At 71.5% G+C, this 26,549-nt stretch carries 25 protein-coding genes and 1 pseudogene; 14 read left to right on the top strand and 12 right to left on the bottom strand.

The window, feature by feature from the left end:
* The 3 genes and pseudogenes from MKL01_RS12205 to MKL01_RS12215 all read left to right on the top strand — a co-directional run.
* A pseudogene (locus MKL01_RS12205) lies at positions 1–543 on the top strand (penicillin-binding protein); the annotation flags it as partial.
* A gap of 40 nt (positions 544–583) precedes the next feature.
* Positions 584–1,249 (top strand): DUF1214 domain-containing protein, encoded by a 666-nt coding sequence (locus MKL01_RS12210; RefSeq protein ID WP_409566246.1) that lies wholly within the window; start codon positions 584–586, stop codon positions 1,247–1,249.
* A complete protein-coding gene (locus MKL01_RS12215; RefSeq protein ID WP_243905493.1) occupies positions 1,237–1,893 on the top strand; it encodes a hypothetical protein in 657 nt (218 codons plus the stop codon). The genes MKL01_RS12210 and MKL01_RS12215 overlap by 13 nt, the downstream gene beginning before the upstream one ends.
* Positions 1,894–1,900: 7 nt before the next feature.
* On the opposite strand, the gene MKL01_RS12220 is transcribed toward MKL01_RS12215, so the two are convergent.
* Together MKL01_RS12220 and MKL01_RS12225 are read right to left on the bottom strand one after the other, a co-directional pair.
* The gene (locus MKL01_RS12220) at positions 1,901–2,722 is read right to left on the bottom strand and encodes a hypothetical protein (protein ID WP_243905494.1); all 822 of its coding nucleotides are present in this window, start codon (positions 2,720–2,722) and stop codon (positions 1,901–1,903) included.
* A gap of 53 nt (positions 2,723–2,775) precedes the next feature.
* Positions 2,776–2,988, bottom strand: a complete 213-nt coding sequence (locus tag MKL01_RS12225) for a hypothetical protein (protein WP_243905495.1) — start codon at positions 2,986–2,988, stop codon at positions 2,776–2,778.
* Between the two features lie 442 nt (positions 2,989–3,430).
* Between MKL01_RS12225 and MKL01_RS12230 the strand changes: the two genes are divergently transcribed.
* Positions 3,431–3,721 (top strand): hypothetical protein, encoded by a 291-nt coding sequence (locus MKL01_RS12230; RefSeq protein WP_243905496.1) that lies wholly within the window; start codon positions 3,431–3,433, stop codon positions 3,719–3,721.
* A gap of 46 nt (positions 3,722–3,767) precedes the next feature.
* Complete coding sequence (gene gshB, locus MKL01_RS12235; RefSeq protein ID WP_243905497.1) at positions 3,768–4,724, top strand: glutathione synthase; 957 nt, start codon at positions 3,768–3,770, stop codon at positions 4,722–4,724.
* Positions 4,725–4,850: 126 nt separating this feature from the next.
* Here the strand turns inward: gshB and MKL01_RS12240 are convergent, their stop codons facing one another.
* The 7 genes from MKL01_RS12240 to MKL01_RS12270 form a co-directional block, all read right to left on the bottom strand.
* Positions 4,851–6,233 (bottom strand): class II 3-deoxy-7-phosphoheptulonate synthase, encoded by a 1,383-nt coding sequence (locus tag MKL01_RS12240; RefSeq protein WP_243905498.1) that lies wholly within the window; start codon positions 6,231–6,233, stop codon positions 4,851–4,853.
* A gap of 114 nt (positions 6,234–6,347) precedes the next feature.
* The gene (locus MKL01_RS12245; RefSeq protein ID WP_243905499.1) at positions 6,348–6,665 is read right to left on the bottom strand and encodes an RNA polymerase sigma factor region1.1 domain-containing protein; all 318 of its coding nucleotides are present in this window, start codon (positions 6,663–6,665) and stop codon (positions 6,348–6,350) included.
* A gap of 55 nt (positions 6,666–6,720) precedes the next feature.
* Positions 6,721–8,103: a glutathione-disulfide reductase gene (gene gor / locus MKL01_RS12250; protein ID WP_243905500.1), complete on the bottom strand. Its 1,383-nt coding sequence runs from the start codon at positions 8,101–8,103 to the stop codon at positions 6,721–6,723.
* Complete coding sequence (locus MKL01_RS12255; RefSeq protein ID WP_243905523.1) at positions 8,100–9,329, bottom strand: O-antigen ligase family protein; 1,230 nt, start codon at positions 9,327–9,329, stop codon at positions 8,100–8,102. Before MKL01_RS12255 ends, gor begins: the two co-directional genes overlap by 4 nt.
* 31 nt (positions 9,330–9,360) lie before the next feature.
* A complete protein-coding gene (locus MKL01_RS12260) occupies positions 9,361–9,936 on the bottom strand; it encodes a DUF2059 domain-containing protein (protein ID WP_243905501.1) in 576 nt (191 codons plus the stop codon).
* 43 nt (positions 9,937–9,979) lie between these two features.
* Entirely contained in the window at positions 9,980–10,693 is a 714-nt protein-coding gene (rpiA, locus tag MKL01_RS12265; RefSeq protein WP_243905502.1) for a ribose-5-phosphate isomerase RpiA, read from the bottom strand.
* A 130-nt stretch (positions 10,694–10,823) separates the two neighbouring features.
* The gene (locus tag MKL01_RS12270) at positions 10,824–11,282 is read right to left on the bottom strand and encodes a hypothetical protein (protein ID WP_243905503.1); all 459 of its coding nucleotides are present in this window, start codon (positions 11,280–11,282) and stop codon (positions 10,824–10,826) included.
* Positions 11,283–11,512: 230 nt separating this feature from the next.
* Between MKL01_RS12270 and gph the strand changes: the two genes are divergently transcribed.
* Complete coding sequence (gene gph / locus MKL01_RS12275) at positions 11,513–12,211, top strand: phosphoglycolate phosphatase (protein WP_243905504.1); 699 nt, start codon at positions 11,513–11,515, stop codon at positions 12,209–12,211.
* A 3-nt stretch (positions 12,212–12,214) separates the two neighbouring features.
* Here gph and MKL01_RS12280 read toward each other — a convergent pair whose 3' ends face one another.
* Complete coding sequence (locus MKL01_RS12280; protein WP_243905505.1) at positions 12,215–13,369, bottom strand: aminotransferase class I/II-fold pyridoxal phosphate-dependent enzyme; 1,155 nt, start codon at positions 13,367–13,369, stop codon at positions 12,215–12,217.
* A 254-nt stretch (positions 13,370–13,623) separates the two neighbouring features.
* On the opposite strand from MKL01_RS12280, the gene MKL01_RS12285 reads away from it, so the two are divergent.
* From MKL01_RS12285 to aat, 4 genes are all read left to right on the top strand, one after another.
* Positions 13,624–14,406: a DsbA family protein gene (locus MKL01_RS12285; protein WP_243905506.1), complete on the top strand. Its 783-nt coding sequence runs from the start codon at positions 13,624–13,626 to the stop codon at positions 14,404–14,406.
* Between the two features lie 151 nt (positions 14,407–14,557).
* Complete coding sequence (gene accB / locus MKL01_RS12290; protein WP_243905507.1) at positions 14,558–15,025, top strand: acetyl-CoA carboxylase biotin carboxyl carrier protein; 468 nt, start codon at positions 14,558–14,560, stop codon at positions 15,023–15,025.
* A gap of 100 nt (positions 15,026–15,125) precedes the next feature.
* Positions 15,126–16,478 (top strand): acetyl-CoA carboxylase biotin carboxylase subunit, encoded by a 1,353-nt coding sequence (accC, locus tag MKL01_RS12295; RefSeq protein WP_243905508.1) that lies wholly within the window; start codon positions 15,126–15,128, stop codon positions 16,476–16,478.
* 220 nt (positions 16,479–16,698) lie between these two features.
* Complete coding sequence (aat, locus tag MKL01_RS12300) at positions 16,699–17,376, top strand: leucyl/phenylalanyl-tRNA--protein transferase (RefSeq protein ID WP_243905509.1); 678 nt, start codon at positions 16,699–16,701, stop codon at positions 17,374–17,376.
* 156 nt (positions 17,377–17,532) lie between these two features.
* On the opposite strand, the gene MKL01_RS12305 is transcribed toward aat, so the two are convergent.
* Both MKL01_RS12305 and MKL01_RS12310 read right to left on the bottom strand, forming a co-directional pair.
* Positions 17,533–18,192: a DUF2155 domain-containing protein gene (locus MKL01_RS12305; RefSeq protein ID WP_243905510.1), complete on the bottom strand. Its 660-nt coding sequence runs from the start codon at positions 18,190–18,192 to the stop codon at positions 17,533–17,535.
* Between the two features lie 117 nt (positions 18,193–18,309).
* Complete coding sequence (locus tag MKL01_RS12310) at positions 18,310–18,726, bottom strand: NADH:ubiquinone oxidoreductase subunit NDUFA12 (RefSeq protein WP_243905511.1); 417 nt, start codon at positions 18,724–18,726, stop codon at positions 18,310–18,312.
* Positions 18,727–19,239: 513 nt separating this feature from the next.
* Here MKL01_RS12310 and MKL01_RS12315 point away from each other — a divergent pair.
* The 4 genes from MKL01_RS12315 (at position 19,240) to kdpA (ending at position 26,548) form a co-directional block, all read left to right on the top strand.
* A complete protein-coding gene (locus tag MKL01_RS12315) occupies positions 19,240–22,971 on the top strand; it encodes a vitamin B12-dependent ribonucleotide reductase (RefSeq protein ID WP_243905512.1) in 3,732 nt (1,243 codons plus the stop codon).
* A 310-nt stretch (positions 22,972–23,281) separates the two neighbouring features.
* The gene (locus tag MKL01_RS12320) at positions 23,282–24,331 is read left to right on the top strand and encodes an ABC transporter substrate-binding protein (protein WP_243905513.1); all 1,050 of its coding nucleotides are present in this window, start codon (positions 23,282–23,284) and stop codon (positions 24,329–24,331) included.
* A 388-nt stretch (positions 24,332–24,719) separates the two neighbouring features.
* Positions 24,720–24,809, top strand: coding sequence for a K(+)-transporting ATPase subunit F (locus MKL01_RS12325; RefSeq protein WP_243905514.1), 90 nt, complete (start codon positions 24,720–24,722; stop codon positions 24,807–24,809).
* Positions 24,810–24,832: 23 nt separating this feature from the next.
* A complete protein-coding gene (gene kdpA, locus MKL01_RS12330) occupies positions 24,833–26,548 on the top strand; it encodes a potassium-transporting ATPase subunit KdpA (protein ID WP_243905515.1) in 1,716 nt (571 codons plus the stop codon).
* Position 26,549: the final 1 nt, after the last annotated feature.

Here is a 26,549-nt window from a genome sequence, read left to right on the forward strand (position 1 = left end):
GGGACCGGCAAACGGGCCCAGCTCGAAGGCGTGAAGGTCGCGGGCAAGTCCGGGACCACGAACGCCTACCGGGACGCGTGGTTCGTGGGCTACACCGGCAATTACGTCGGCGCCGTGTGGTTCGGGAACGACGACCACACCTCGACCAACAAGCTCACCGGCGGATCGCTGCCGGCCCAGACCTGGCACGACGTGATGGAGCCGGCCCACCAGGGCATCGAGATCAAGGGCCTGCCCGGCCTCAAGGACAGCCCGCGCGCCGCCCAGCAGCAGGCCTCCGGCGGACCGACGGCCCCGACCGACCCCGGCGCCAGCGCCTACGGCAAGCTCTCGCGGCGCTCCTTCGAGGTGATCAGCGGCCTGAACGGCCTGTTCCGCACGGTCGAGCGCGCGCCGGGCGCGGGTTCGGTGTCGGGATCGGCGGGCGAGCCGCGCAAGGTCGAGCGCAAGCCGGGCGACCGGGCCGCGGCCGGATCATCCGCGGCGCCGCGCGCGCTCGCCGAGGGCACGCGGTCCGTCGGCGGCTTCATCGAGGTGCGGTGAGCGCATGAAGCTCACGTTTTCCCAGGGGGTCGGCCGCCCGATGGCGGCCGGCGGATCCGAGCCCGTGCCGCGCGGAGCCCGGAGCGGGACGGGGCGGCTCGCCGCCCGCCTGTGGCGCAAGGGTTCGATCGCCGGGCTGGTGGCCTATAGCCTGGCGCTCGGTGGCCTGCTCGGCCTCGCCAGCGCCGATTGGGCGACGAGCGGCGGCTACCCGTTCGGCGGCGTGCAGGTCGGCGCCTGGACGGCGTGGCCCCGGGCCGGCGCCGCAAGCGCCGACCCCTACACCCGAGCGGTCAACGCCCGCCGGGGCGAGATCCCCCTGGCGGTGGGCGAAGGCCTCCTGCTGACCGCGGCATCGGACGATGCGGGTCAGGCGCTCGACGCCACCTGCACCTACCGGATCGGCGGCGGGACCCCCCCGGCCCGCGCCTGGACCCTCACCGTCGCAGGCCGAGGTCCGCGCGCGCCGGGCCGTCCGGCCCTGCGCGAGGGCTTCACCTCCACGGAGGTGCTGCGCAGCGCCGACGGGCGGTTCGCGGTGGTGCTGGCGCCCGACGTTCAGCCCGGGAACTGGCTGCCGAGCCCCCGGGCGAGCGGGCCGGTGCGGCTGGCCCTGCGCCTCTACGACACCCCGGTGGCCGCGAGCGTCGGATCCCTCGACCGGAGCACGATTCCGGCGATCACCCGCCTGGGATGCGCCGCGTGACCCTGCGCTTCGTCTACGCCACGCTGGTCGGCCTCGTGCTGGCCGGCATCGTCCACGTCGTGGCGGTCCTGGCGATCCCGGCCCTGTCGGAGAAGGACGCCGTCTCGCGCGCCCGCGCCAGCGAGAGCCTGGATCATCCGCAACCGATCTACACGGTGGCGACCGGCGACGACCCCTCCCCGCCCGAGGCCTGGCTGCCGATCCCGGACCCGGCGGTGGCGGTCGGCGTCTGCGCCTACGATCTCGCGGACGGGCCGATGCGCGTCTCGGCCCGCACCGGGCCGCTGTCGCTGTCGCTCGCCGCGCATGGCCGCCGCGGGGCCTTTTACGCGGTCACCGACCAGGCCGCGGTGCGCGGCGCCCTCGACCTCGTGATCCTCACCCGCGCCCAGTACGACGAGGCGCTGGCCGAGGACGACGAGAACGACCCGAGCCGCGACGTGCGCATCGTCGCGCCGGACACGCGCGGCGTCGTGGTGGTGCGGGTGATCGCCGGCCTGCCGAGCCAGCGGCCCGCCGCCAACGCCGCCGTCCAGGCGGTCTCCTGCACCACCGACACGCCGGCGGACGAACCGCCGGGCAAGGATCCGGCGGCCAAGGATCCGGCGGCCAAGGATCCGGGTGCCAGGGGCGCCGGGCGGTAGCGCCCGCTCAATCCTTCACGACGAGCGGCCCGGCGGCCTGGGCGACCGGCAGCGCCAGGGGCTCGAGGCCGCATCGTGCCGCCGCATCCGGCGGCAGGAGCGGGTCCAGCAGGTTGCGGCGGGCGGCGAGCATCGCCAGGGACCGCTCGGCCGCGACGGCCTCCGGTGCCGGCGCCTCGGCGAAGAGGTGCTCCAGGGCGAACCGGTAGCGCGCGAGCCGCAGGCCGGCCTCGACCCGCACCCAGGCGATCAGGCAGCGATTCTCGGCCACCCGCTGGGCGGCCCGCCGCACGTCGGCATCGTCGAGGGTCTTGGCGAAGGGCAGGCTGCGCAGGCGCGCGGCATCCGCGTCGATCACCCGGGCGGCGAGCGCGGTGAAGATCGGGATCAGCCGGGCATCCGCCGTGGCGTCGTCGCCGAGCGCCCGGTAGCGGGAGACCGGCGAGCGGGACGGTTCGGCGGTCAGGGCGGCGTAATAGGCTCCGACCTCGTCGAAGCGCCAGGCCGGCGGCATCGCGTGGGCGCTCGCGAGACCGAGGACGAGGTCCTGGAAGGCCGCGAAGGTGCTGGCGGGCTGGACGAATCGCCACGCGCGGTCGCGCAGGGCCTGCTCGTCGTCGGTCAGTCCCGAATCGAGCAGCAATCGGCCGCGGTCATGGGTGCTGAAGCTGCCCGTCGTGTCGATGAGGCCGTTCCAGACGCCGGTGCGCGGCCGGCCGAAGTCGCCGGTCTGCGTGCAGGCGGCGAGGAGGGCCAGAGCCGCACCCGTGGGCAGAAGACGGGCCGTGTGCCGGCGACGGCCGTGCGGCGGGCGGTCCGGGACTGGCATGGACACACCGTCGGTGTCGTGGAGCGGCCGGTCGGGCATGGCCCGGGACGCGTTCAGGAAGCGAGGCGCTCGTAACGCACGCCGAGGAACAGCAGGATCTCGCCGCGCCGCTCGCTCGCGCAGGGGATCCGGCGCGTCCGGCGCGCCTCGGCGCCCGGGAACGGGATCACGGACCTAGAGGCGGCCGCGGCCGACTCGCGCTGCGGATCGGCCGCCGTCTCGGATTGCGGCGCGTGGCCCGGCTCCTGCGGCTTGATGACGGTCATGGTCTCCGGCTCCTGTCGGCGAATCCGAGCTTCCGGCCCGGGCCCGGGAAGGGCGGCGGCAAGGGCTACGGGTGCAATCCATCACGGGGTGGTTAACGGACTGTTTCCGTCCGGCCGGCTTCCGATGGCCACCGTCGGGCAGTTGGCGCGCGAATTGCGACGCCGGGTTTGCCCATGGCGGGCGTTTCCTCCCTTTGACTTGAGGCCCTGTCCGATCGCGGACGGGGCCTTTTTCTCGCCGCGACGAGGTCGCCGCGATCCCCGCCCCTGCGGCCCGCACGCCACACCGGTGCGAAGCGTTGCCGCCCCGCGCCTCACGGTGGAACCGGCGCGGACCTGCGGCGCTTGCCTACCGCCCGGCTCGACCGATATGCCGGAAGCGGGTGGAGGGGGGACCGCCGCGTCGGTTCTCCGCCCGACCGAGATTTGAGGACACCGCTGAATGCGACTGGTTCCGGAACGATCCCTGCGCTCCTCCCGCCGCGGGCTGGCTGTGTCGGCCCTGGCGCTGGTTGCGCTCACCGCCGGCCCGGCCTACGCCCAACGCGACGATCAGGGTCTGCAACTCGGCTGCGCGAACGACTATTTCCGGCTCTGCGCCGGCGTCGATCCGAACAGCCAGGACGCGGACCGCTGCATGACGCGCAACCGCAAGCGCCTGTCGCCCGAATGCCGCGCGGCGATCGGCGATTACGACAAGCGCACCGGCAGCAAGTCGCTGTCGGACGATTGAGACCGGATTTGCTCGGGAATCCCGCCGCGGGCGAGGGGCGTTTCGGATGAGCCTGACCGTCGCGGTTCAGATGGACCCGATCCAGAACATCCGGATCGCAGGGGACACCACCTTCGCCCTGCTGCTGGAAGCCCAGCGGCGGGGTCACACCCTCGTCTACTACACGCCGGACCGGCTCTCGATGCAGGGCCGGCGCGTGACCGCCCGGGTCGAGCGGCTCACCGTCCGGGATGTGGAGGGCGCGCACTTCACCCTATCGCCGCCGGAGCGCATCGACCTCGCCGAGGCGGACGTGGTGCTGATGCGTCAGGATCCGCCCTTCGACATGGCCTACATCACGGCCACCCACATGCTGGAGCGGATCCACCCGGACACGCTCGTCGTCAACAACCCCTTCGAGGTGCGCAACGCGCCGGAGAAGCTGTTCGTCCTCGACTTCCCCGAGCTGATGCCGCCGACCCTGATCAGCCGCGACAAGGCGGAGATCGAGGCCTTCCGCCTGGAGCACGGCACCGTGGCGATGAAGCCGCTGCACGGGCACGGCGGCGCGGCGGTGTTCAAGGTCACCGAGAAGGATCCGAATTTCGGCTCGATGTTCGACCTGTTCGCCACGACCTTCCGGGAGGCCTGGGTGGTGCAGCGCTATCTCGACCGGGTCACCGAGGGCGACAAGCGCATCATCCTGGTGGACGGCGTCGCCATGGGGGCGGTCAACCGCGTGCCGGCGGCGGGCGACATCCGCTCCAACATGGTCCGCGGGGGCGCCGCCTCGGCCTCGGAGCTGACCGAGCGCGAGCGCGAGATCTGCGCCACGATCGGTCCGGAGCTCGCGCGACGCGGGCTGATCCTGGTGGGGATCGACGTGATCGACGGTCACCTCACCGAGATCAACGTGACTTCCCCCACCGGCATCCGGGCGATCCAGCGGCTGGGCGGCCCCGACCTGTCGGCGGCGGTCTGGGATACGATCGAGGCGCGGATCGCGGTGCGCAGGGGCGTGTGAGGCACGACCGGACGGTGCTTCCGGGGGCGATGGTCCGGCCGTCCCGAGCCCGCCCACGCGTGAGCCGAGTTCAAGGCGGGGCCGGGCACCGATCCGGCGCCTTGCCCCGCCCCGCGATCCCCTGCCCTACTCCGCGGCGTCGAGGCGCGGGCGCTCGACGTGGCTGCGCTCGGCCTTGACCAGCTCGGCCGTGCGGAACGCCACCTCCAGGGCCTGCTCGGCGTTGAGGCGCGGATCGCAGTAGGTGTGGTAGCGGTCCTGCAGGTCGTCGGCCGTCAGCGCCCGGGCGCCGCCGGTGCACTCGGTCACGTCCTTGCCGGTCATCTCCAGGTGGATGCCGCCGGCGATCGTGCCCTCTGCCCGGTGGACGCCGAAGAAGCCCTCGATCTCCTGCATCACCCGCTCGAACGGCCGGGTCTTGTAGCGGCCCGCCGCCACGGTGTTGCCGTGCATCGGATCGCAGATCCACACCACCTTGCGCCCTTCCCGCTCGACGGCGCGGATCAGGCCGGGCAGGTGCTCACCGACCTTCTCGGCCCCGAACCGGCAGATCAGGCTGAGCCGTCCCGGCTCGTTCTTCGGGTTGAGCAGGTCGATCAGCCGGATCAGGCCGTCGGCCTTCATGGAGGGGCCGCACTTCAGGCCGATCGGGTTCTCGATGCCGCGGGCGTATTCCACATGGGCGTGGTCCGGCTGCCGGGTCCGGTCGCCGATCCACAGCATGTGGCCGGAGGTCGCGTACCAGTCGCCGGTGGTCGAATCGACGCGGGTCATCGCCTCCTCGTAGCCCAGCAGCAGGGCCTCGTGGCTGGTGTAGAAGTCGGTGGTGCGCACCTCCGGATGGGTCTCCGGGTTGATGCCGATCGCCCGCATGAACGCGAGGGCGTCGGTCATCCGGCCGGCGACGTCCTGGTAGCGCGAGGATTGCGGCGAATCCTTCACGAAGCCCAGCATCCAGCGATGCGCGTTCTCCAGGTTGGCGTAGCCGCCGGTGGCGAAGGCGCGCAGCAGGTTGAGAGTCGCGGCCGACTGGCGGTAGGCCTCGAGCTGACGGCGCGGGTCGGGGATGCGCGCATCCTCGGTGAAGCCGATGCCGTTGACGATGTCGCCGCGGTAGCTCGGCAGGCTGACGCCGTCGAGCGTCTCGGTCGGCGAGGAGCGCGGCTTGGCGAATTGCCCGGCGATGCGCCCGACCTTCACCACCGGCGAGCCGCCCGCGAAGGTCAGCACCATCGCCATCTGCAGGAACACCCGGAAGAAGTCGCGGATGTTGTCGGCGGAGTGCTCGTCGAAGCTCTCGGCGCAGTCGCCGCCCTGAAGCAGGAAGGCTTCGCCGGCGGCGACGCGCGCGAGCGCGGCCTTCAGCTTGCGCGCCTCACCGGCAAAAACCAGCGGCGGAAAGCTCGCGATCTGCGTCTCGACGGCGCTGAGGGCGGCGGCGTCCGGATAGGCGGGGACCTGCTCGATCGGCAGGTGTCTCCAGCTCTTCGGTGTCCAACGCTCGCCCATGACCTCTCTCCACGCACCTTTCGTGCGACCGCGCTCCGTGCGCGAAGCGCGGCTTATAGAGAGGTTCCCGCCGTGTTGCGAGTGCCGGAAGCCCGGGGCAGACGCGCCCCGGCGTCAGGCCTCGCCGTCCTCCACCTCGATCCCGTGCTCGGCGAGGATCCAGAAGATCGCCTCCAGATCCTCCGCGGAGACGTCCCGGGGCGGCAGCGCCTCCTCCAGGTCGTCGTAGGTGAGGCAGCGGCTGCGCTGGGACTCGGCCTTGGCGAGCAGTCGGTCGATGGCCTGGCGGATATCGGCGGCCAGGGCGTCTTGGCTCGGCGGCCGGTGAACGGCCGGACGCAGCGCGTCCGCCAGCAGGCCGTCGATGACCGCCTGTCGCCGCGCATGTGCGTCGTCGCCGCCGCTGCCCTTGCCCGCGCCCTGCTTGCCCATGCCCCTGATATGGCTCGGCCGGGCACCGCGTCGAGGCCCGGACCGCGCGGAGCCCTCAGCCGACGCCGACCGGATGCTTGGTGACCTCCGGGACGCGCATCGTCACGAGTTCCTCGGCCGCCGTCGGGTGGACCGCGATCGTGCGGTCGAAATCGGCCTTGGTGGCGCCCATCGTCACGGCGATGCCGACCGCCTGGATGACCTCGCCGGCGTCGTGTCCGAAGATGTGGACGCCCACGACCCGGTCGCTGGCGCGGTCGACCAGCACCTTCATGAAGATCCGTTCCTCGCGGCCGGACAGCGTCGCCTTCATGGGGCGGAAGCGCGCCTTGTAGACGTCGATCTGGCCGTAGGCCTCCCGCGCCCCCGCCTCGCTGTGGCCGACCACGCCGATCTCGGGGGTGGAGAACACCGCCGTGGGAATCAGGCGGTGATCGACGCAGGCCGGCTTCCCGCCGAAGACCGTGTCGGCGAAGGCGTGGCCCTCGCGGATCGCTACCGGGGTCAGGTTGGCGCGGTTGGTCACGTCGCCGACCGCGTAGATCGACGGGACCCGGGTCTGCGAATAGGCGTCGACCGGGATGGCGCCCGCGGCGTCGGTCTCGATGCCGACCCGTTCGAGCCCGAGGCCGGCGACATTCGGTCGCCGTCCCGTGGCGACGAGGATCTGGTCGGCGTCGATCTCCGTGCCGTCGTCGAGTTGCGCGCGCAGGCCCCCGTCCCGGCTCTCGATGCGCCGCAGGGTCCGCCCGAGGCGCAGGTCCATCCGGTGACGGTAGGCCTCCGCCAGGGCGTCGCGGACCTCGTCGTCGAACCCGCGCAGCAGCCTGTCGCCCCGGTGCAGCAGGGTCGTGTTGCTGCCGAGCGCCGCGAACACGCCGGCGAACTCCACCGCGATGTAGCCGCCGCCGATCACCAGGATCCGCTCCGGCAGGCTCTCCAGCTCGAACACCTCGTTGGAGGTGATCGCCAGCTCGATCCCGGGAACGTCCGGTTCCTTCACCGGATGCGCGCCGACCGCCACCAGGATCCGCTCGGCCCGGATCGTCCGGCCGGTTTTGACCAGGCGGACCGTCTGCGGATCCTCGATCACGGCGCGCTCCGGAACGATCTCGACGCCGGCGCGGATCAGGTTGGCGTCGTAGATGCCTTCGAGCCGGGTGACCTCGGCGTCGCGGCGGCGCTTGAGCGTGCCCCAGTCGAAGCGGGGCTTCTCCACGCTCCAGCCGAAGCCCGCGGCGTCCTCGAACTCGTCGGCGAAGCGGCCGGCATACACCATCAGCTTCTTCGGCACGCAGCCGCGGATCACGCAGGTGCCCCCGACCCGGTATTCCTCGGCGAGCATCACCCGCGCGCCGTAGCCGGCCGCGATCCGCGCCGCCCGGACGCCCCCCGATCCGCCGCCGATGACGAAGAGGTCGACGTCGTACGCGCTCATGCGGGACCGTCCATCTCGGATCTGTCGATCGCGCCGGCCGATGGGGCCGCGCGCATCCAGGTGATGGCAGCGCCGAGCCCCGCCGTCCACCACGCGGCCCAGCCGTTGTGCTCGACGCAGGCGATCGCCGCCGCGCAGGCGACGAGACCGAGCGCCGCCGCCCGGTCCGGCTGCGGCAGCCGGGCGATGCGGGCGAGCATCAGCATCAGCGCGAGGGTGGCGAGGATCGCGCCCGGCAGCCCGAGTTCGGCCCAGACCTGCAGGAAGCTGTTGTGCGGGTGCCCGACCCCGAGGAGGATCCGCATCTCGGGCGGGACCGTCCGCGCCACCGGCGTCTCGGAAAAGCGCGCGCTCGTGCCGTAGCCGGCCCCCCGCCAGGGATCGGCCGCCACCACCGCCCCGAAGCTCCGCGCGATGGCGACGCGCGCCCGCGAGGACGACTGCACCAGGCGCTCGTGCGCGGCCTCCGGCATGGCGCGGGCGAGGAGGTCGCCCTCGACGGGGGCGAGGGCGACCGCGAGGCCGAGGCCGAGGCCCGCGAGCCCGATCCCGGCCCGCAGCGGCAGCAGCCGGGCCGCGGCGAACATCGCGGCGCCCGCCAGGAGACCGAGCTGCGCGGCCCCGCTGATGGCGCGCAGCACGCCGAGCGCCGCGAAGGCCAGAACCCCCGCGGCGAGACCGCGATGGCGCCTCCGCCACAGGACCAGCGCCAGCGGGCCCGCCAGCAGATCGAGGGTGAGCGCCGGCCGGTTGTGCACGAAGGCGGCCACCCGGCGCCCCAGCGCCCGCTCCAGGGCCAGGTCGGACGCGAGATCCACCGCGATGACGAGGCCCGCCAGGCCGATCGCCACCGCCGCCAGGCGGGGGGCGAAAGCCGGGATCCGGTCCGGCGCGAGGCAGGCCAGCAGGTAGGCGGCCGCCAGGGTCGGCAGGAACTCGCCGAGGACCCGCAGCGATGCGGCCGGGAACGGGCTCCAGGCCAGGGAGATCGCGCCCCATCCGAGGAACGCCAGGGCGGCCCCCGCCAGGGGGCTCGCGAGGGGCCCGAGGAGGCGCCCCCGGAGCGCGGCGCGCTCCTCGATCCAGCGGCCGGAGAGGAACGCGAGCGCCGCCAGCCCGACCACCGCCGGGCTCGACCTGTTAGCCAGCACCATCGCGAGCGGCAGGATCGCCAGGAGGATTCCGCCCGCCGCGTAGAGGCGGCCGGCCGCGCCCGCGGGTGCCATCACGGCGGACCGCCCGAGACGGCGGCGGCCGTCACTGCATCTGGTGCCCGCGCTTGCCCATCTCGGCGCGGACGCGGACCATCACGTATTCGGAGACCTCCTGGGTCCAGTCCTGCATCTCCTGCACCATCTCGTCGAGGAGCTGCGGCTGGGCCTCGACGTAGTGCTTTCCGGCGGGCGAGCGGAAGAAGGTGGCGATCTCCTTCAGTTCCGCCTCCGAGAACTTGGCCGCGTAGGTGCGGGCCGCGATATCGATCATGCGCTGCTTCTGCAGCTCCATCTCCGGCTGGAGCGAGGCCAGCACCTCGTCGAGATCCTTGGCGAGCTCCGGCCGGGTCACCGCCTGCTTGCGGATCTGGTCCGCGAAGGCCGGCAGCACCGAGTCGAACGAGCGGGCGATGCCCGAGCTGAGCATCACCTCGCGGGCGAGCGCCAGATGACTCTGGGAGTAGGCGGCGGCCGGGGCGTTGGCGGCCGGCGTGCTCGGCTGCGCCGCCGGCTTCACCGCCGCGGGCTTGGCGGCCGCGGGCCTGTTCGCCTGGGCCGAGGCCGCGTGGGGGAGCGCGAGCAGGGCGAGGCCGAGCGCGGCGATGAGGCGTCGGGACATGCTGGGCTTTCTTGCGAGGATGGTCTGCGGGGCGTGCGGCCCCTCAGGTCAGGCTGCCGAGGATTGTGATGTCCGCCGATCCGTCGCGCGCGGTCGCCAGGATCGCCGCGTCGGCGATGCCCAGGAACAGGCCGTGCTCGACGACCCCCGGCACCGCCCAGAGCGCGGCGCCGAGGGATTCCGGATCCGGGATCCGGCCGAGATGCGCGTCCAGGATGTGATGGCCGCCGTCGGTGACCACGGGGCCGCCGTCGGGCCGGAGCCGCAGCCGGACCGCGCCGGCGCAGCCGGTCCGCGCGACGGCGGCCTCCACCGCCCGGTGCGTGGCGGTGAGGCCGAACGGGTTCACCTCGATCGGCAGGGGGAAGGCTCCGAGGGTCTCGACGCGCTTGGCTCCGTCCGCGATCACCACCATCCGACGGCTGGCGAAGGCCACGATCTTCTCGCGCAGGAGCGCCGCGCCGCCGCCCTTGATCAGGCGCAGCTGCGGATCGACCTCGTCGGCCCCGTCGATCGTGAGGTCGAGCTCCGGCTGCGCGTCGAGGGTGGCGAGCCGGATGCCGAGGCCTTCGGCCTGGGCCCGGGTCGCCTCCGAGGTCGGGACGCCGACGATGTCGAGGCCGCCGCGGACCCGCTCGCCGAGCAGCGCCACGAAGGCCGCCGCGGTCGAGCCGGTGCCGAGGCCGAGCCGCATGCCGGGCTCGACGAGATCCAGGGCGCGGGCGGCCGCGGCTCGGCGCAGGTCCGGCCCGCTCACCGCTCTCGGGCCCGGTCGGCGAGGTGGATCGAGGGAGCGCGCATCCTGGGCAGTCCGTCATTCGTCTGAGTCCGGCCGGCCCCTAGCATGGGAGAGGTCCGACCGGAACGCCCGTGCCGAGAAAGCCGCGTCACGGTCGTCCGCCCTGTGACGGCGTGGCGCCGGTTCCGCCTCGGCCGAAGGCCGACCCGCTGAGCGGCGCCTCGGACGCGCCGTCGGCGCCGGGCTTGCCCTGCTGGGTGCAGACGACCTGTTCCTTCCGCACGAAGCAGATGCTCATCTCGCCGGTGCGGTAGTTCACCCGGAAGACGCCGGACTCGCGGGTGTGGCGGCTGGCCACCAGCCCGTATTCCGACGGGGGCTGGGACCCCGCGCCCTCCCCGGGGCCGAAGCAGACCGTCTGACCGATGCTGGCGGCCGATTCCTGGAGCCCGTACTGGCAGGAGGTCACCTCGCCCGTCACCTTGTCGACCCGGTACATCCGGTTCAGGTCGGTCTGCGGCGCGGGCACGAACTCGTAGGAGGCCGCGGCGGCCGGCAGGGCGTTGAGCGCGCCGCAGGCGGCCAGAAGAGCGAGGGACAGTTTCATCGTGGATCCCGATGGCAGGTGCACGCTGGGCAGGTGCACGCTGAGCCGGTGCACGCTGGGCAGATGCACGCAGCCTTTCGCTGCGCTTTCGGGCGAGTCTGGGGCGCGGCCTCCCGCTATCGGGCCGGATTGAAGGCCGATCCCGGCGGGCGGGCGGCCCGCGCGCCGGCGGCTTGCTCCCGGTCCTGCGCGCCGTTAGCGAGACCGGACTCAGCAGGAGCCGCCCCGACATGTCCGCCGAACCGACGCCACCCCCGCCGATCGCGGTGTTCGACCTGGACGGGACCCTCGCGGAGACCGCGGGCGACCTCATCGGGACGCTCAACGTGCTGATGAAGCGCGAGGGACTGGCCGAGCTGCCGCTGTCCCAGGCGCGGGGATTGATCGGTGCCGGCGCCAAGGCGCTGATCCGGCGCGGCTTCGAAGCGGAGGGCCGGGCCCTCTCGGCGGAGGATCACGATCGCCTGTTCGACGCCTTCATCGCGCATTACGGCGACCATCTGGCCGACACGTCGCACCTCTACCCGGGGGTGGTCGAGGCCCTCGACGCGCTGGAGGCGGCGGGCTTCCGGCTTGCGGTCTGCACCAACAAGTACGAGGGACAGTCGGTGGACCTGCTGCGGATCCTCGGCATCGGCCACCGCTTCGCGGCGATCTGCGGGCGCGATACGTTCCCGCACTACAAGCCCGACCCGCGCCATCTCACCGACACCATCGCCCGGGCCGGGGGCGATCCGGCCCGGGCCGTGATGGTCGGCGATTCCCGGACCGACATCGACACCGCCAAGGCCGCGGGCATTCCGGTGGTCGCGGTGACCTTCGGCTATACCGACCGCCCGGTGGGCGAACTGGGACCCGACCGGGTCATCGAGCATTTCGCGCAGCTGCCGGAAGCGGTCGACGCCCTGGTGCCGGTGGCGGCGGCCTGAGCGTCAGCGCAGCCAGGCCCGGAGCCGCGACACCGCCTCGCGGCACTCGGCCTCCGAGCCGGCGAACGAGAACCGGACGTGGTGGTGGCCCTGTTCCGGGTCGAAGTCGAGGCCCGGCGTCGCCGCCACGTGCGCCTCGTCGAGCATCCGCCGGCAGAAGTCGGAGGCGTCGTCGGTGAGGTTCGCCACGTCCGCGTAGAGGTAGAAGGCGCCGTCGGCCGGGTGGACGCGCCCGAGGCCGAGGCCCGGCAGCGCGTCGAGCAGGATCGCGCGGTTGCGCGCGTAGCCGTCGCGCACGGCGTCGAGGTCGTCCGCGGCGTCGAGGGCTGCCAGGGCGCCGACCTGCGAGAGGTAGGGCGCCGAGATGTAGAGGTTCTGCGCGAGGCGCTCGACCGGCCGCACCAGCACCTCCGGCACGACCATCCAGCCGACGCGCCAGCCGGTCATGCAATGGTACTTCGAGAACGAGTTGATCACCACCGCGTCGGGGTCGAAGCGCAGGGCCGTCACGGTGGGCTCGCCGTAGCTGAGGCCGTGGTAGATCTCGTCCGAGATCAGCGGCAGGTTCAGGGCGCGCGCCGCGGCGCAGAGATCCGCCAGGGCGGCTTCGGTGATCACGGTCCCGGACGGGTTGGCGGGGCTCATCACCAGCGCCCCGGCCACGGGCGTGCGGGCGTGGGTCTCGCGCAGGAGGGCGGCCGTTGGTGCGAAGCGGTCCTCGGCGCGCAGGACCATCGGCGCCGGCACGAGGTCGAGGGCCGCCAGGATGCTGCGATAGGCCGGATATCCCGGCTGGGGCACCGCGACCCGGGACCCGGCGTCGAACAGGCTCATGAAGGCCAGGACGAAGCCGGCCGAGGAGCCGGTGGTGATCACCACCCGCTCCGGGCCGACTGTGACGCCGTGCCGCTCCGCGTAGTCCCGGGCGATCCGCGCGCGCAGGGCCGGGAGGCCGAGCGCCTCCGTGTAGGGCACGCGCCCGGCGGCGAGCGCCGCCTGCGCCGCCGCGATCACCGGGGCGGGGGCGGGGGCCGAGGGCTGGCCGACCTCCATCCGCACGACGTCGGTGCCGGCCCGCGCCTTGGCGGCGGCGGCGGCCATGACATCCATGGCGAGGAACGGCTGCACGGCGGCGGCCCGCCGGGAGATCCGGGTCATGCGGTGCTTCTCTGCCCTGAGCGCGGCCGGCAGGCCGACGATCCGGGGGTAGACCCTCCCGGCCCGCGCCTCAACCGGACGTCAGGCGCATGGTCCCCTTCGCACCGCACATGCTGGAACCGAGCGCGGTGCCCGGCGGTCCGGCCCCGTCGGCCGGGGAGGCGCGGGATTTGACCGGACGCCGCGAAAACGCCTAACCCACCGTCTACCGCTCGCGCCACGCGCGGGCCGGCTTGCCGCGCAAGCGAGGATCCATGCCGCTCATCCGCTCCCTGCCCGCTCTGGCCCTGGTGCTCGGCCTGGCCGCCGCTCCGGCGCTCGCGCAGACCGCGCAACCCCCCGCGGCGCCGTTCACGGATGCGCAGCGCGCCGGCATCGAGGCGATCGTCAAGGACTACCTGATCAAGCATCCCGAGGTGCTCCAGGAGGCCCTCGCCGAGGCCGAGAAGCAGCAGACCGAGACGCAGCGCCTCGCCCAGGCGGCCGCCCTCAAGGAGTCACGCGATGCGCTCCTCAACGGCCCGCACGACGTGGTCGCGGGCAATCCCTCCGGCGACATCACGATGGTCGAGTTCTTCGACTACAATTGCGGCTACTGCCGCAAGGCGCTGGGCGACGTCCAGGCGCTGATCAAGTCGGATCCCAAGCTGCGCGTGGTGATCAAGGATTTCCCGGTGCTCGGGCCGGAATCGCTGGAGGCCAGCCAGGTCGCGGTCGCGGTGCGCCAGCAGCTCAAGGGTGATAAGCTGTTCGAGTTCCACCAGAAGCTGCTGGAGACGAAGGGACGGGTGAACGGAGCCCGGGCCATCCAGGTCGCCAAGGACCTGGGGGTCGACACCGCCAAGCTGCAGAAGGACATGGCCTCCCCCGAGGTGAAGACCGCCCTCAGCGAGAACCGGGGCCTCGGCGACCGGCTCGGCCTGTCGGGCACCCCGGCCTTCATCATCGGCGACGAGGTCATCCCCGGCGCCGTGGGCGTCGAGCCGATGCGCAAGACCATCGCCGACGTGCGCCAGTGCGGCCACGCCTCCTGCTGATCGGACGGGCGGAGACGTTGCCTCACGGGAGGCGTCCTGCGCGGCCTTGTCGCGCCGGGGCGCCTTCGTCTAAGAGCCGCCAGCCGCAGGGCCGCGGTCCAGTGCCGACCCGGATGGACGGGCCGGCGCGCCGCGATACGAAGTGGGCCGGATGCCAAAGAACGATGCCATCGATCCCGAGCTCGTGCGCGAGCTCGCCAACCTCGTCACCGAGACCGGTCTGTCCGAGATCGAGGTCGAGAAGGGCGACCTGCGCATCCGCGTCGCGCGGCGGCTCGAACCCGTGAGCGTCCAGGTCGCGGCGGCCCCGGTGCCGGCCGCGGCCCCGCCGGCGCCCCAGGCGGCGCCCTCCGCGCTGGCGCCCGCCGAGCCGGCCCGGTCGCAGCCCGGCAGCGTGCCGTCGCCGATGGTCGGGACGGCCTATCTCCGCCCCTCGCCGGAGGCCAAGGCCTTCATCGACATCGGTTCGAAGGTCGCGGCCGGCGAAAAGCTGCTCCTCATCGAGGCGATGAAGACCTTCAACGAGATCGTGGCGCCGCGGGCCGGCACGGTCACGGCCATCTTCGTGGAGGACGGCCAGCCGGTGGAGTTCGGCGAGGCCCTGCTCGTCATCAGCTAGGACGTCCGCCGGGCTCCGCTCAGTCCTGGAAGACGCCGCATAACAAGAGGATAGAGCCTCCTGCGCGGTCCGGGACCGTCAGGACGCCCTAACGGGTTCGATGTTCGACAAGATCCTGATCGCGAACCGCGGCGAGATCGCCCTGCGCATCCTCCGGGCCGCGAAGGAGCTCGGGATCGCCACGGTGGCGGTCCACTCGACGGCGGACGCCGATGCCATGCACGTGCGGCTCGCCGACGAGAGCGTCTGCATCGGGCCGCCCGCGGCCCGCGACAGCTACCTCAACATCCCGTCGATCATCGCCGCCTGCGAGATCACCGGGGCGGACGCGGTGCATCCCGGATACGGGTTCCTGTCGGAGAACGCCCGCTTCGCCGAGGTGCTGGCGCATCACCAGATCGGCTTCATCGGCCCGAAGGCGCAGCACATCCGCACCATGGGCGACAAGATTGAGGCCAAGCGGACGGCGGTCAAGCTCGGCATCCCGTGCGTCCCCGGCTCGGAGGGGGGGGTCGAGGACATCGACGCGGCCAAACGGGTCGCGGCCGAGATCGGCTATCCGGTGCTGGTCAAGGCGGCGGCCGGCGGCGGCGGGCGCGGCATGAAGGTGGCGCGCTCCGAGACCGAGCTGGAGCAGGCGATCGGCATGGCCCGGTCCGAGGCCAAGGCCGCCTTCGGCGACGACGCGGTCTATCTCGAGAAGTACCTGGAGAAGCCCCGCCACATCGAGGTCCAGGTGCTGGGCGACGGCCGCGGCGGCGCCGTCCACCTGGCCGAGCGCGACTGCTCGCTGCAGCGCCGCCACCAGAAGGTCTGGGAGGAAGGCGGGTCCCCGGCGCTCAACGAGTCGATGCGCGCCGAGATCGGCGGCATCTGCGCCAACGCCATGAAGGAGCTCGGCTATCTCGGCGCCGGCACCGTCGAGTTCCTGTACGAGGATGGGCGGTTCTACTTCATCGAGATGAACACCCGGATCCAGGTCGAGCATCCGGTCACCGAGATGATCACCGGCATCGATCTCGTGATCGAGCAGATCCAGGTCGCCTCCGGCGGCGTGCTCTCGGTGTCGCAATCGGACATCAAGGTCGAGGGCCATGCCATCGAGTGCCGGATCAACGCCGAGCACCCGGAGACCTTCCGGCCGTCACCGGGCGAGATCACCCATTACCACACACCGGGCGGTCTCGGCGTCCGGGTCGACTCGGCGGCCTTCCAGGGCTACCGGATCCCGCCGAACTACGATTCGCTGATCGGTAAGCTGATCGTCCACGGCCGCACCCGCAACGAGTGCCTGATGCGCCTGCGCCGGGCGCTGGACGAGTTCGTCATCGACGGGATCGACACGACGCTCCCGCTGTTCCGGACCCTGGTCCGCAACGCGGACGTGCAGAACGGTCTCTACGATATCCACTGGCTGGAGCACTTCCTGGACGCGGGCGGCATGAAGGTCTGAGGCCAGCGGGAGACCGAGCTCCGGGTCGACCCGTCTTTCCGACCCTCGACCGCATCCCGGGATGCCTGTGCGTCTCGCCATCGCCTCGGGATGATGAGGCGGCTGCTCGGGACCGCCTCCCCACCGCGGTCCCGAAGCTGGACAGGCTCTGCCGCCCTTGCGGCGATGGCGGCCGGTGCCGGCTCTGGCATTTGGCCCGGCACCGCGCGACACTTGCCCCATGCACGATTCCGCCCGCGTGGACATCACCCCCGAGATCCTGCTGAAGGCCTATGCGGCGGGCATCTTCCCGATGGCCGAGGACGCCGAGGACCCGACGCTCTACTGGGTCGAGCCGAAGGCCCGCGGCGTCCTCCCCCTCGACGGATTCCGCGTCTCCCGGCGCCTCGCCCGGACGGTGCGGTCCGACCAGTTCGTGGTCCGCTCCGACACGGATTTCGGCAGCGTGATCGACGGCTGCGCCGCGCCGCGCCGGGACAGCGAGCGGACCTGGATCAACGGCCGCATCCGCGACCTCTACGGCGCGCTGTTCGACCTCGGCCACGTCCACACCGTGGAGGTGTACGCGGGCGCGGACGGGCGGCTCGTCGGCGGCCTGTACGGCGTCTCGCTCGGGGCGGCCTTCTTCGGCGAGAGCATGTTCCACGAGGTCCGCGACGCCTCGAAGGTCGCGCTCGTCCACCTGATGGGCCGCCTCCGCGCCGGGCGCTACCGGCTCGCCGACACGCAGTTCGTCACCGACCACCTCGCGCAGTTCGGCGCCGAGGAGCTGCCGCGGCACGTCTACAAGCGGCGGCTCGCCCTGGCCCTCGACGAGCCCGCCGACTGGCACGTCTGGCCCGGTGACGGTTCGGTGCGGGGCGCGCAGGTGCTCGAAGCGCTGGGCGCCGGCGACTAGCGCATACCCGATTGCATCGCAACGCGCGCGTCGAGCGTCCGGAGCCTCTCCGGTTTGAATGGGATCACGCGCCTGACGGTTTGGGCGCGCCGCCCCTCGCCGCTAGGGGAAGGAGAGCGCGTCGCCCTTCGTGATCCGCATCGGACAGGAAGCGCCCTAGCGGAACAGCGCGTCGAACAGGTTCTGCGGCTGCTGCTGCACCGGCGGGGGCGCGGGCGCGGGTCCCTCGTTCGACGGGAAGAACTTGCGCGAGGGCTTCTGGCGCGGCTGCACCGGCACGCCGCGGGGCGCCTCGACGTCCACCTGGCCGGCGGCGTTGATCTGCTGGGCGGTCTTGGTGGCGTCCTTGCCGGCCCGCTTGGCCTTCTCGGGCTTGGCCGCGAGGGCCGGGACGTCCTCCTGCTCCTTGGCCTCGGCGATCACGTCGCTGCCGCCTTTGCAGTCGACCAGCCACACGTCGTAGATCGGGTGCTCGATGGCGTGCAGCCCGGGGCTCGACGCGAACATCCACCCGGTGAAGATCCGGCGGTACTTGTTGTCGAGGGTCACCTCGTCGACCTCGAGGAACGCCGTGGTCTTGGCGCTCTCGGTGGGCGGACGCGTGTAGCAGACCCGCGGGGTGAGCTGCAGGGCGCCGAACTGGACGGTCTCGTCCACCGCCACCTCGAACGACACGATCCGGCCGGTGATCTTGTCGAGCCCGGAGAACACGGCGGTCGGGTTCTTGATCTTGTCGGCGGCGGCCGGGCTCGCGCACAGGGCGAGCGCGAGGCCCGGGGCGAGCGCGCGGCGGACGAGGGCGGTGATGCGGCTCAAGGCTCGGGCCCCTAGACGAGGGTGGCCGGCCGCGCGTCCAGTTGCGCGGCGGACGGTCGGGATCGATCCGCCATCAACACCGCAACGGTGGCGGCAAAAGGGCGCCGGCGGCCTGCGCTACTCGCCCGGGGTCCAGGAGACGTAGTCGCCGGTGGCTGCCGGCCGCTGACCCCAGGACAGCTGCGAGCCCTGCGGCCGGTAGGCGTTGGCCGTGCCGGTCTGGTTCTCGACATGCCGCTTCTCCCAGGCGCGCGGCTGATAGGCCTCCTCGCTCGGGGCCAGCGCGACGTTGTGGCAGAGCCAGCCGCGCCAGCCGGGGGGCACCTTCGAGGCGTCGGCATAGCCGTTGTAGACGACCCAGCGCCGCTCCGAGCCGACGGACCGGTCGATCAGGGCGCCTTCCGCCTTGTAGTATTTGTTCCCGTGCTCGTCCTCGCCGACGTAGATGCCGGTGCGCGCGGTCTGGAGCGCCAGCGAGACGGTCTGCCCGTTCCACCACGTGAAGACGCGCAGCAGAGTGTCCTTCAGCGCCATCGCCGGTCCCGGTATCGTGCCGCGCCGCGGGGGCGCATCGTGGCGTCGTTATGGTGACCGCGCGCCCCCGAGTCCAGTCGCCGGTCGACCCTGTCGCCGCACGGCAACGCCTACCCGGGACGGCCGGCGACTCGTCGCGGACCGCGGTAAAGTGCCTCTACCTGTAGGTGTGGATCGAAAATTTTTCCGCGCCGAATCCCGGCGGTCGGAAGAGGACTTATCCCAGCCACCGGGGATATCCACAGGCTTTTGGCGGCTGGCACAACATCTAGCGGGGAACTCGGCGGACGAACACCACTTGTTGACGTGAGGGCCTTCACGGCGGTATCGTCCTGCATCGGTCGCGCCGCCCCTGTGGTGCGTCTCGGCAGGTTCGACCGACCCTATTTCATGTTCGCAGTATCGCCGCGTTCCCGGTTTCCGGGGGCGGGCGGACGCGACCCCATCATCGGGCCAAGACCCCGCGTCCAGCGGGGCCGGGACCTCCGTGTCCTGACGGGAGAGGTGTGTTTCATGCGGTTCGAGCGTCGCTACACAACGGCCGGACAATCGCCCTATGCCGGTATCCCGTTCCGGAAGGCCCTGAGCGAGATCCGCAATCCCGACGGCTCGGTGGTGTTCCGCCTCGACGGCATCGACGTGCCGGAGAGCTGGAGCCAGGTCGCCAGCGACGTGCTGGCGCAGAAGTATTTCCGCAAGGCGGGCGTTCCGGCCCGTCTGAGGAAGATCGAGGAGAACGACGTCCCGTCCTTCCTGTGGCGTTCGGTCGCCGACGAGGCCGCGCTCGCCGAGCTGCCCGAGGAGGAGCGCCTCGGCTCCGAGACCTCGGCCACGCAGGTGTTCGACCGTCTGGCGGGCTGCTGGACCTACTGGGGCTGGAAGGGCGGCTACTTCTCGTCCGAGGACGACGCGTCGGCGTTCCTCGACGAGCTGCGCTACATGCTGACCCGGCAGATGGTGGCGCCGAACTCGCCGCAATGGTTCAACACCGGCCTGCACTGGGCCTACGGGATCGACGGCCCGAGCCAGGGCCACTTCTACTGCGACTATCGCACCGGCGCGCTGACCCGGTCGGCCTCCAGCTACGAGCACCCGCAGCCGCATGCCTGCTTCATCCAGGGCGTGCAGGACGACCTCGTCAACGAGGGCGGCATCATGGACCTGTGGGTCCGCGAGGCGCGCCTGTTCAAGTACGGCTCCGGCACCGGCTCGAACTTCTCCGCCCTGCGCGGCGAGAACGAGAAGCTGGGTGGCGGCGGCAAGTCGTCGGGCCTGATGTCGTTCCTGAAGATCGGCGACCGGGCGGCCGGCGCGATCAAGTCGGGCGGCACCACGCGCCGGGCCGCCAAGATGGTGATCGTCGACATCGACCACCCGGACATCGAGGCCTTCATCGACTGGAAGGTCAAGGAGGAGCAGAAGGTCGCCGCCCTGGTGACCGGCTCCAAGGTCGTGTCCAAGCATCTCGGCCTGGTCATGAAGGCCTGCACCCAGTGCGAGGCCGAGGGCGACGCCTGCTTCGATCCGGAGCGCAACCCGGCCCTGAAGCGCGAGATCCGGGCGGCCCGGAAGGCCTCGGTGCCGGACGCCTACATCAAGCGCGTCGTCCAGTTCGCCCGCCAGGGCTTCACCAAGATCGACTTCCCGGTCTACGACACCGACTGGGATTCCGAGGCCTATCTCACGGTCGCCGGCCAGAACTCGAACAACTCGGTCTCGCTCACGGACGACTTCCTGCGGGCGGTCGATGCCGACGCCGACTGGCATCTGACCCAGCGCACCACCGGCAAGACCGCCAAGACCCTGAAGGCCCGCGACCTGTGGGAGAAGATCGGCGAGGCCGCCTGGGCCTCGGCCGACCCGGGCCTGCACTTCAACACCACGATGAACGACTGGCACACCTGCCCGCAGGGCGGCCGGATCCGGGCCTCGAACCCGTGCTCCGAGTACATGTTCCTGGACGACACCGCCTGCAATCTGGCCTCGGCCAACCTGCTGACGATGTACGACCGGCAGACCAAGCGCTTCGACGTCGAGGCGTTCGAGCACCTCAACCGCCTCTGGACGGTCGTGCTCGAGATCTCCGTGATGATGGCGCAGTTCCCGTCGAAGGAGATCGCGGAACTGTCCTACCGCTACCGGACGCTGGGCCTCGGCTACGCCAATATCGGCGGCCTGCTGATGACCATGGGCCTTCCCTACGACTCGCATGAGGGCCGGGCCCTGGCCGGCGCGCTCACCGCGATCATGACCGGCGTGGCCTACGCCACCTCGGCCGAGATGGCGGCCGAGCTCGGCGCGTTCCCGGCCTACGACGACAACGCCGACGCGATGCTGAAGGTGATCCGCAACCACCGGCGCGCCGCCCACGGCGAGGCCGAGGGCTACGAGTTCCTGAGCATCGCCCCGGTGCCGCTGGACCACGCCAACATCCCGCAGGTCGATCTCGGCGCCCATGCCCGCGCGGCCTGGGACCGGGCGCTGCAGCTCGGCGAGACCCACGGCTACCGCAACGCCCAGACCACCGTCATCGCGCCCACCGGCACGATCGGCTTGGTCATGGATTGCGACACCACCGGCATCGAGCCGGACTTCGCCCTGGTGAAGTTCAAGAAGCTCGCCGGCGGCGGCTACTTCAAGATCATCAACCAGGCGGCGCCGGACGCCCTGCGGGCGCTGGGCTACCGGGAATCCGAGATCGCCGAGATCGAGGCCTACGCGGTCGGCCACGGCTCCATGGGTCAGGCGCCGGCGATCAACCCGACGACCCTGCGCGCCAGGGGCTTCACCGACGACAAGATCGCCGCGGTGGAGAAGGGGCTGAAGTCGGCCTTCGACATCAAGTTCGTGTTCAACCGCTGGACCCTCGGCGACGACTTCCTCACCCAGACCCTCAAGGTCCCGGCGGAGAAGCTGTCGGACCCGACCTTCGAGCTGCTGCCGTTCCTGGGCTTCTCGAAGAAGGACATCGAGGTCGCCAACACCCATATCTGCGGGGCGATGACGCTGGAGGGCGCGCCGGGCCTCAAGCCCGAGCACTACCCGGTGTTCGACTGCGCCAACCCATGCGGCCGCATCGGCAAGCGCTACCTGTCGGTGGAGAGCCACATCCGCATGATGGCGGCGGCCCAGCCGTTCATCTCGGGGGCGATCTCCAAGACCATCAACATGCCCAACGACGCCACGGTGGAGGATTGCAAGGCGGCCTACCGCCTGTCCTGGACCCTGGCGCTGAAGGCGAACGCCCTCTACCGCGACGGCTCGAAGCTGTCGCAGCCGCTCAACGCCGCCCTCATCGCCGACGAGGACGACGAGGCCGACGACGCCCTGGAGGCGGTGCTGCAGGCCCCCGCCGCCGCCCGCGCCGCCCAGGTCGCGGAGAAGATCGTCGAGCGGGTGATCGAGCGGGTCGAGCACATACGCTCCCGCGAGAAGCTTCCGGCCCGCCGGAAGGGCTACACCCAGAAGGCGGTGGTGGGCGGCCACAAGGTCTACCTCCGCACCGGCGAATACGACGACGGCCGCCTCGGCGAGATCTTCATCGACATGCACAAGGAGGGCGCGACCTTCCGGAGCCTGATGAACAACTTCGCCATCGCGATCTCGCTCGGCCTCCAGTACGGCGTGCCGCTGGAGGAGTATGTCGAGGCGTTTACCTTCACCCGGTTCGAGCCGGCCGGCTTCGTGCAGGGCAACGACGCGATCAAGAACGCGACCTCGCTCCTCGACTACGTGTTCCGGGAGCTGGCGGTCTCGTATCTCGGCCGCGCCGACCTCGCCCATGTCAGCCCCGCCGAGATCGGCGGCACGGTGATCGGCGGCGGCGAGGCCGGCGACACGACCCGGGAGGGCAGCAAGCCCGCGGCCGCCGCCTCGGTGGTCTCGCGCGGCCTGCTCCGCGGCTCGGCCGATCGGCTCACCCTGATCCAGGGCGGCCCGGCCGGCGGTACGGTCGGCGTCGGGGCGGCCAGCGCCGGCCAGTCGACGCCGGCGGGCGGCACGGTCCACGCGATCCGCGGCTCGACGGCGCTGAAGGCGGAGCCGGCCATCGCCGGCCAGGCCGAGACGATCGCCGACACCCTGCCCTTCGCCAAGGCGGAGCGGAGCGTCGCCGACCGTCGCGCCGAGGCGAAGATGAAGGGCTATGTCGGGGAGGCCTGCCCCGAATGCGCGAACTTCACGCTGGTCCGCAACGGCACCTGCCTGAAGTGCGACACCTGCGGGAGCACCACCGGCTGCTCCTGAGCCGGGCGTGACGTGACGGCGGGCCGGACAGCCGCAGGGCTGCCCGGCCGCGCCGACCACGGACGATGAGCCCGTGACGCGTGATGGAAGGGTCGGCTTGTCCCGTGCGGCAAGTCGGCCCTTCCGCGTTCACGCCCCGGCCCGGGCGCGGAGCGGCGGGGCGAAACCCGCGCTCTGCACACACGAATCCGATGCCGTCGTCTCATCGGAATACAGCATCCGGCTACCCGACCTGAACCTCATGCAGTAGCGTCCGCGCGCCACTCGGCCGGCGTGGCCGGCTCGATCATTCTTCCTCGATGAGGACCGCATGCGTTCCGGCGACACCCTGACAGACCGATACGGCTCCACCCGGCGGACGCTTCTCCAGGCCGGCCTCTCGGCCGCCGCCTTCGGAGCGCCTCTGCTCCGGTCGGGCGCCGCGCGGGCCGAGGCGAGCGAGCTGCGCATCGCCAAGCAGCCCGGCCTGTCGTATCTGCCCGCCGTGATCGCCGAGAAGCTCGGCCTCGTGGAGACGCACGCCAAGGCCGCGGGGATCGACAACCTGAAGGTGACGTGGACGCGCCTGACCAACGGCGGCGCCAGCAACGACGCGCTGCTCTCGGGCGGCGTCGACATGGTCATCAGCGGCGGCCCCAACATGCTGATCATGTGGGGCAAGACCGGCGGCCGGGTCCGCGGCGTCGCGGCGACCGGCGCGCTGCCGATGAAGCTCGTCACCAACAATCCCGACGTGAAGACCCTCGCCGATTTCGGGCCGGCCGACCGGATCGCCGTCCCGACCATCCGGGTCGGGACGCAGCCCGTTGTGCTGGGGATCGCCGTGGAGAAGCAGTTCGGCGCCGGGGCGCTCGACCGGTTCAACGCCATGACGGTCGGCATGGGGCATCCCGACGCGATGATCGCGCTCCAGAACAGGAACAACGGCGTCACCGCGCATTTCTCGCAGCCGCCCTACCAGGACCAGGAACTGGCGATGCCCGGCGTCCACGAGGTCCTCGATTCCGTCGCCGTGATGGGCGGCCCGCTGACGAACGGCTGCGTCTACAGCACGACGGCGTTCCACGACGCCAACCCCAAGATCATCACGGCGTTCGTCGGCGCCATCAAGGATGCGATCGCGTTCATCGAGAAGGACAAGCGCGCGGCGGCGGGCATCTATCTCGAGATCAACAAGGAGAGCATCACGGCGGACGCGCTCGCCAGCCTCATCGCGCGGCCCGGCATGGTCTTCTCCGCAGCCCCGAGCAATCTGCTTCCGGCCGCCCAGTTCTTCTCCCGTGCCGGCTACATCAAGCAGAAGCCGACAAGCTGGAAAGAGTTCTTCTTCGACGCCGTCCACGATCTGCCGGGAAGCTGAACGCCCGACCCGCGCGTCAGATCGGTCCCGATTGAGCGAGCCGGCAGGCGCGAGCCTCCCGGCCGTCGCGGCGCCGCGCGCCAATTCGACGACGCGATCGTGCGGCACCGGTCCGGTCGCCCCGCCCGCGGACCCGTCCGGCGCGCGCGCGCGGGTCGCCGATCCTAATGCGCTCCTTATGGAGTCCGGCCCGCGCCTGTCTCGAACCCTAACGCGGTTCCAGGCCATCGTCCCGGCTGGCCAAGGCCGGCAGCGGATCCCCGCGGCCGGTCCGCCGAACCGGACCCGACCACCATGCTCGACATCATCTTCCTCGCGGCGGCGCTCGCCTTCTTCGCCGCCTCGGCCGGCTACGCCGCCCTGTGCTGGCGGCTCTGAGGAGGCCGCCATGACCGTCGACCTCGCCCTCGGCGCCCTCGTGACCGCCGGCCTCCTCGTCTACCTCACCTACGCCCTCGTCCGCCCCGAGCGGTTCTGAGCGGCCCAGACGGACCCCCTCCCATGACCCTCAACGGCTGGATCCAGATCGCGCTGTACGGCGCGGTCGTTCTGGCGCTCGTGAAGCCCCTCGGGTCGTACATGACCCGCGTCTTCACCGGCGAGCGCACCCTCCTTTCGCCCGTGCTCGGTCCCGTCGAGCGCGGGCTCTACCGCGTGTCCGGCATCGACGCCCGCCAGGAGCAGCACTGGCTCGCCTATACGGGCGCGGTCATCCTGTTCCACGTGCTGGGCTTCGCGGTGCTCTACGCGATCCTGCGCCTGCAGGCCGTCCTGCCGCTCAACCCGGCCGATCAGGCCGCGGTGGCGCCCGACCTCGCGTTCAACACGTCGGCCAGCTTCATCACCAACACCAACTGGCAGTCCTACGGCGGCGAGACCACGCTCTCGTACCTGACCCAGATGCTGGGGCTGACCCACCAGAACTTCCTGTCGGCGGCCACCGGCATCGCCGTCGCTGTCGCGCTGATCCGCGGGTTCGCGCGGGCTTCGACCGGCACCATCGGGTCGTTCTGGGTCGATGTCACCCGCGCGACCCTCTACGTGCTGCTGCCGATCTGTATCCCCTACACGCTGTTCCTGGTCTGGCAGGGGATTCCGCAGACGCTAGGCGCCTACGTCGACGCCACGACGCTGGAGGGCGCCCATCAGACGATCGCGCTGGGGCCGGTGGCCAGCCAGGTGGCGATCAAGATGCTCGGCACCAACGGCGGCGGCTTCTTCAACGCCAACGCCGCGCACCCGTTCGAGAACCCCACCGCCCTGTCGAACTTCGTCCAGATGGTCTCGATCTTCGTGATCGGCGCCGCCCTCACCAACGTCTTCGGCCGGATGGTCGGCGACGAGCGTCAGGGCTGGGCGATCCTGGGCGCTATGGGCGTGCTGTTCCTGGCCGGCGTGATCGTCACCTACTGGGCCGAGGCCAACGGCAGCTCGGTCCTGAACAGCCTCGGTCTCACCGGCGGCAACATGGAGGGCAAGGAGACCCGCTTCGGCATCGCCGCCTCGGCGCTGTTCGCGGTGATCACCACCGCGGCCTCCTGCGGCGCCGTCAACGCCATGCACGATTCGTTCACGGCGCTCGGCGGCCTCGTGCCGCTGATCAACATGCAGCTCGGCGAGATCGTCATCGGCGGCGTCGGCGCCGGCCTCTACGGCATGCTGATCTTCGTGATCGTGGCGATCTTCGTGGCGGGCCTCATGGTCGGCCGTACCCCCGAATACCTCGGCAAGAAGATCGAGGCGAAGGAGGTGAAGATGGCGATGCTCGGCATCCTCTGCCTGCCGCTGATGATGCTGGGCTTCACGGCGCTCGCCACCGTGCTGCCGGCGGGGCTCGCCGGTCCCGCCAATGCCGGGCCCCACGGCTTCACCGAGATCCTCTACGCCTACACGTCGGCGGCGGCCAACAACGGCTCGGCCTTCGGCGGGCTCACGGCCAACACGCTGTTCTACAACAGCACGCTCGCCATCGGCATGCTGGTCGGGCGGTTCTTCGTGAAGATCCCGGTGCTCGCCATCGCCGGCTCGCTCGCGGCCAAGAAGACGGTCCCGGCCTCCGCGGGCACGTTCCCGACCCATGGCGGCCTGTTCGTCGGGCTGCTCGTCGGCGTGATCCTGATCATCGGCGGCCTGACGTTCTTCCCGTCGCTGGCCCTGGGTCCGGTCGTCGAGCACCTCGCGGGCGCGGCCGGCCAGACCTTCGCGACGGGGGGCTGAC

Source organism: Methylobacterium sp. J-070, assembly GCF_022829385.1.
Lineage (GTDB): Bacteria > Pseudomonadota > Alphaproteobacteria > Rhizobiales > Beijerinckiaceae > Methylobacterium.